Source organism: Streptomyces phytophilus (assembly GCF_013870535.1).
Classification (GTDB): domain Bacteria; phylum Actinomycetota; class Actinomycetes; order Streptomycetales; family Streptomycetaceae; genus Streptomyces; species Streptomyces phytophilus.
In genome coordinates this window covers 1-4,373 of record NZ_JACBXC010000460.1, presented here as the reverse complement: position 1 = coordinate 4,373, position 4,373 = coordinate 1, and the positions used below count along the sequence as shown (strand labels likewise).

At 73.0% G+C, this 4,373-nt stretch carries 6 protein-coding genes; 3 read left to right on the top strand and 3 right to left on the bottom strand.

The genetic code is table 11. The features are described from left to right. The first annotated feature begins 326 nt into the window (after positions 1-326). Together H5J30_RS19205 and H5J30_RS19200 are read left to right on the top strand one after the other, a co-directional pair. Positions 327-1,370: an acyl-CoA desaturase gene (locus H5J30_RS19205; protein ID WP_181788648.1), complete on the top strand. Its 1,044-nt coding sequence runs from the start codon at positions 327-329 to the stop codon at positions 1,368-1,370. A gap of 88 nt (positions 1,371-1,458) precedes the next feature. Beyond that, on the top strand, positions 1,459-2,061 hold the full coding sequence (locus H5J30_RS19200; RefSeq protein WP_220189099.1) for a TetR/AcrR family transcriptional regulator: 603 nt from the start codon (positions 1,459-1,461) through the stop codon (positions 2,059-2,061). Positions 2,062-2,064: 3 nt separating this feature from the next. Here H5J30_RS19200 and H5J30_RS19195 read toward each other — a convergent pair whose 3' ends face one another. Both H5J30_RS19195 and H5J30_RS19190 read right to left on the bottom strand, forming a co-directional pair. Next, positions 2,065-2,424 (bottom strand): VOC family protein, encoded by a 360-nt coding sequence (locus tag H5J30_RS19195; RefSeq protein ID WP_181788646.1) that lies wholly within the window; start codon positions 2,422-2,424, stop codon positions 2,065-2,067. Then, positions 2,421-3,218 carry a trans-aconitate 2-methyltransferase gene (locus H5J30_RS19190; RefSeq protein ID WP_181788645.1) on the bottom strand — a complete coding sequence of 266 codons (798 nt, stop codon included), beginning with the start codon at positions 3,216-3,218 and terminating at the stop codon, positions 2,421-2,423. The genes H5J30_RS19195 and H5J30_RS19190 overlap by 4 nt, the downstream gene beginning before the upstream one ends. 71 nt (positions 3,219-3,289) lie before the next feature. On the opposite strand from H5J30_RS19190, the gene H5J30_RS19185 reads away from it, so the two are divergent. Continuing rightward, positions 3,290-3,784: a MarR family winged helix-turn-helix transcriptional regulator gene (locus H5J30_RS19185; RefSeq protein WP_018838420.1), complete on the top strand. Its 495-nt coding sequence runs from the start codon at positions 3,290-3,292 to the stop codon at positions 3,782-3,784. A 68-nt stretch (positions 3,785-3,852) separates the two neighbouring features. Here the strand turns inward: H5J30_RS19185 and H5J30_RS19180 are convergent. Next, positions 3,853-4,373 (bottom strand): response regulator transcription factor (locus tag H5J30_RS19180; protein ID WP_181788644.1); only part of this gene is annotated, 521 nt, incomplete at its 5' end.

Genomic DNA, 4,373 nt, shown 5'->3' with positions numbered 1-4,373 from the left:
CTGGTGCGGCTCCTTGGCGTGCGGCGCTGGTGTTTCCGCCCGTGCGCGGCGGCGCGCGGCGGGCGGGGGTGCGGACCGCGCTGTCCGACGCCCCCAGACTAGTCGGCCCTGCTCGCTGCCCGGGTGGGCGAAGCCCGCGGGGTTGCGGCATGGGAACCGGTGTCTGCGGGCACTCAAGAGGTGTTCCTTCCACACGGGCGCGTATGTACGCCCGTTGGGACCGTGCCTCTTTCAGCCCGGAACTGAGGCATGCCATACTTACGCCAACGTAGGTTACGGGACCGTAGCCTCGCTGGTCCATGTTCCCCAGCCTCCGAGGGATGCCCATGCCGTCCACGTCCGAAGTGATCGACGAGCAGCCCCGCTCGGCCACGGTCACCGCCGAGTCCGCGACGCTCGGCGGTGAGAGCAAGAGATCGGTCGAGCAGATCACGCTGCTCGCCTTCATCGTGCTGCCGTTCGTCGCGCTGGTGGGGGCGATCCCGCTGGCCTGGGGCTGGGGGGTGAGCTGGCTCGACCTCGGACTGATGACGTTCATGTACTTCCTCGGCCTGCACGGTGTGACGGTCGGCTTCCACCGGTACTTCACGCACGGCTCCTTCAAGGCGAAGAGGCCGCTGCGGGTGGCGCTGGCGATCGCCGGGTCGATGGCGGTGGAGGGCCCGGTCGTGCGCTGGGTCGCGGACCACCGCAGGCACCACAAGTTCTCCGACGCCGAGGGCGACCCGCACTCCCCCTGGCGCTTCGGCGAGACGGTGCCGGCGCTGATGAAGGGCCTGTGGTGGGCGCACATCGGCTGGCTGTTCGACGAGGAGCAGACGCCGCAGAACAAGTACGCGCCGGACCTGATCAAGGACTCGGCGATCCGCCGGGTGTCGCGTCAGTTCGTGCTGTGGACGGCGGTCTCGCTGCTGTTCCCGCCGCTGGTCGGCGGGCTGGTCACCTGGTCGTGGGAGGGCGCGCTCTCGGCGTTCTTCTGGGCGTCGCTGGTACGGGTCGCGCTGCTGCACCACGTCACGTGGTCGATCAACTCGATCTGCCACGCGGTCGGCAAGCGCCCGTTCAAGTCGCGTGACCGCTCGGGCAACGTGTGGTGGCTGGCGGTCCTGTCCGGCGGCGAGTCGTGGCACAACCTGCACCACGCGGACCCGACCTGCGCCCGGCACGGCGTGATGAAGGGCCAGATCGACTCCAGCGCCCGGATCATCCGCATCTTCGAGAAGCTGGGCTGGGCGTACGACGTGCGCTGGCCGACCCAGTCCCGTATCGACGCGAAGCGCAACAAGGACGGCGACTCCCGCAAGGGCTCGGGCAAGGGCGCGGCCGCCGCGTCGGCCCGCCGTGAGGAGGCCGCCGCCGACGCGGCATGATGGAGCCGTGGCTACCGGCGGTAAGAGCAGCACGGGCAACAGCGGCGACGGCGGCGAGGGGAAGCCGCCGCGCCGTACCCGGCGGCGGATGACGGGCAAGGAGCGCCGCGAGCAGCTCGTCGACGTGGGGCGCACGCTGTTCGCGGCGCGCGGCTTCGAGGCGACGTCGGTGGAGGAGATCGCCGCGAAGGCAGGCGTGTCCAAACCGGTCGTGTACGAGCACTTCGGGGGCAAAGAGGGGCTGTACGCGGTCGTCGTCGATCGCGAGATGCGCCAGCTCCTCGACATGGTGGCGAGCGCGCTGACCGCGGGGCATCCGCGGGAGCTGCTGGAGCAGGCCGCGTTCGCGCTGCTGGACTACATCGACGAGTACACCGACGGCTTCCGCATCATGGTCCGGGACTCCCCGGTGGCGCAGTCGCACGGCTCGTTCGCATCGCTGATCAGCGACATCGCCACCCAGGTGGAGGACATCCTGGGGTTGGAGTTCAAGTCCCGCGGCTTCGATCCGAAGCTGGCGCCGCTGTACGCGCAGGCGCTGGTGGGGATGGTGGCGCTGACGGGGCAGTGGTGGCTGGATGTGCGCAAGCCGAAGAAGGCGGAGGTCGCGGCGCATCTGGTGAACCTGGCCTGGCACGGCCTGGGCGATATGGAGGCCAAGCCGCGGCTGATAGGCCACCGGCGCGCGTAGCCCTCAGGCGGCCTGGAACTCCAGTCTGTTGCCGAACGGGTCCGCGGTGTGGAAGCGCCGTACCCCCGGGATCTCGCCGTCGGCCCAGGTCACGTCGTGGCCGCGGGCGGCCAGGCGGCGGGCCAGCGCGTCGAGGTCGGTGACGACGAGCGCGGGGTGCGCCTTGCGGGCGGGACGGAAGTCCTGTTCGACGCCGAGGTGGAGCCTCACGGCGCCGGAGGTGAACCAGCAGCCGCCGCGGGCGGCGAGCGCCGCGGGCTTGGGCACCTCGGTCATGCCGAGGACGTCGCCGTAGAAGATGCGCAGGATCTCCTCGCCGCCGGCGGGGACCGCGAGCTGGACGTGGTCGAGTCCGGTGATCATGGCGTGACTCCCAGCGCGAAGATGCGGCGGAACGGGAACGGGGTGCCGTGCGGCCCCGGCGGGTAGGCGGTGCGCAGCAGGGCCGCGTAGGCGTCGACGAAGGCGTCGGCCTCGTCGCCGAGGGCGTCGAGGACGGGGCGCAGCCCGGTGCCCTTCACCCAGTCCAGCACCGGGTCGGTGCCGTGCAGGAGGTGGGCGTACGTGGTCTCCCAGGCGTCGCCGGCGCAGCCGAGGTCGCAGAGCAGCTCCAGGTAGGCGACGGGCTGGAGCACCGGCTGGTCGCGCAGCACGCCGTGCAGCCGCTCGCGCCAGCGCGGGTCGCGGGCGAGGTGGCGCATCAGCGCGTGGCTGGGGGCGTCGTAGTTGCCGGGGACCTGGAAGGCGAACGTGCCGCCGGAGGCGAGCCCGGCGAGCCAGCGGGGGAAGTGCTCCCAGTGGTCGGGCACCCACTGCAGCACGGCGTTGCCGAGGATCACGTCGTATGTGCCGGGCTCCGGCGTCCAGTCGGCGAGGTCGGCGTGGGCGAAGTCGATCCGGCCGCCGCCGGGGGTGGGCCCGGCGTGGGCGGCGGCGGTGCGGAGCATGGCGGGTGAGCTGTCGTACCCCGTGACGTGGGCGCCGGGCCAGCGGGCGGCGAGCAGCGCGGTGCCGTTGCCCGTGCCGCAGCCGATGTCGGCGATCCGCGCCGGGTGACGGGGCAGCTCGCCGACGCGGGCGAGGAGGTCCGCGAGGGGGCGGGTGCGGGGCCCCTCGTGGCGCAGGTACTGCTGCGGGTCCCAGGAGGGTGAGGTCATGCGTCCAGCGTTCCGCCGATGTATCTCGATGTCAAGAGACTTCATGTCGACAGACCGACTACACTGATCGCATGCGGGACGAGGTGGACCGGCTGGTCGCGGCGTGGCGCAGGGAGCGCCCCGACCTCGACGTGGAGCCGCTGGAGGTGCTGAGCCGGGTGAGCCGGCTGGCCCGCCACCTGGACCGCGCCCGGCGGCTCGCGTTCGCGGAACACGGCCTGGAGGGCTGGGAGTTCGACGTACTGACCGCGCTGCGCCGGGCCGGCGAGCCGTACCAGCTCTCCCCCGGCCAGCTCCTCACCCAGACCCTGGTCACCTCCGGGACGATGACCAACCGCATCGACCGGCTGGCGAAGAAGGACCTCGTCGAGCGGCTGCCGGACCCCAGCGACCGGCGCGGTGTGCTCGTCCGGCTCACGGCCGAGGGCCGCGAGCGCGCGGACGCTGCGCTGGCGGCGCTGCTGGCGCAGGAGCGGGCGATCCTCGCGGAGCTGCCGCCGGAGCGGCGCAGGGAGCTGGCCGACCTGCTGCGGCAGCTGACGGCACCGTTCGACAACGTGCCGTAGCCCTGCGGGCGGCGCGGCCCGGATCGCCGCGTACGGGACCTCTGCCGTCCCGCTCGCCCCCGGAGGGGCTAGCCGCTGACCCGGGCCGGTTCGCCCAGGTCCACCGGGCCCACGCCCGCGCGGCGGGCCAGGGCGACCGCCGCCAGCGTCGAGTGCACCCCCAGCTTGCCCAGCACGTTCTGCATGTGCGTGCGGACCGTGTGCGGCGACAGGTACAGCCGCTCCGCCACCGCCTTGCGGCCCAGGCCCGCGACCATGCAGCGCAGCACCTCGTGCTCCCGCGGGGTCAGCGACTCGACCAGCTGCTCGCTTTCCGTACGGTGCTCGCGGGCCGCCGTCAGCTCCCGCAGCACGCCCGTGAGCAGCGCCGGCGGCAGGTGCGTCTCACCGCGCAGCACGCCCCGGATCACCGCGAGCAGCCGGGACAGCGAGCTGTCCTTGGCGACCCAGCCGAACGCCCCGGCCTGGAGCGCCGCCGCCGCCCGCGCCGGGTCGTCGCGGGCCGCGAGGACCACCGTGCGCGTCTGCGGGTGGGCCGCGCGGACGCGCGCGGTCAGCGATATCCCGCCCAGCGCGCCGGCCGCGGAGC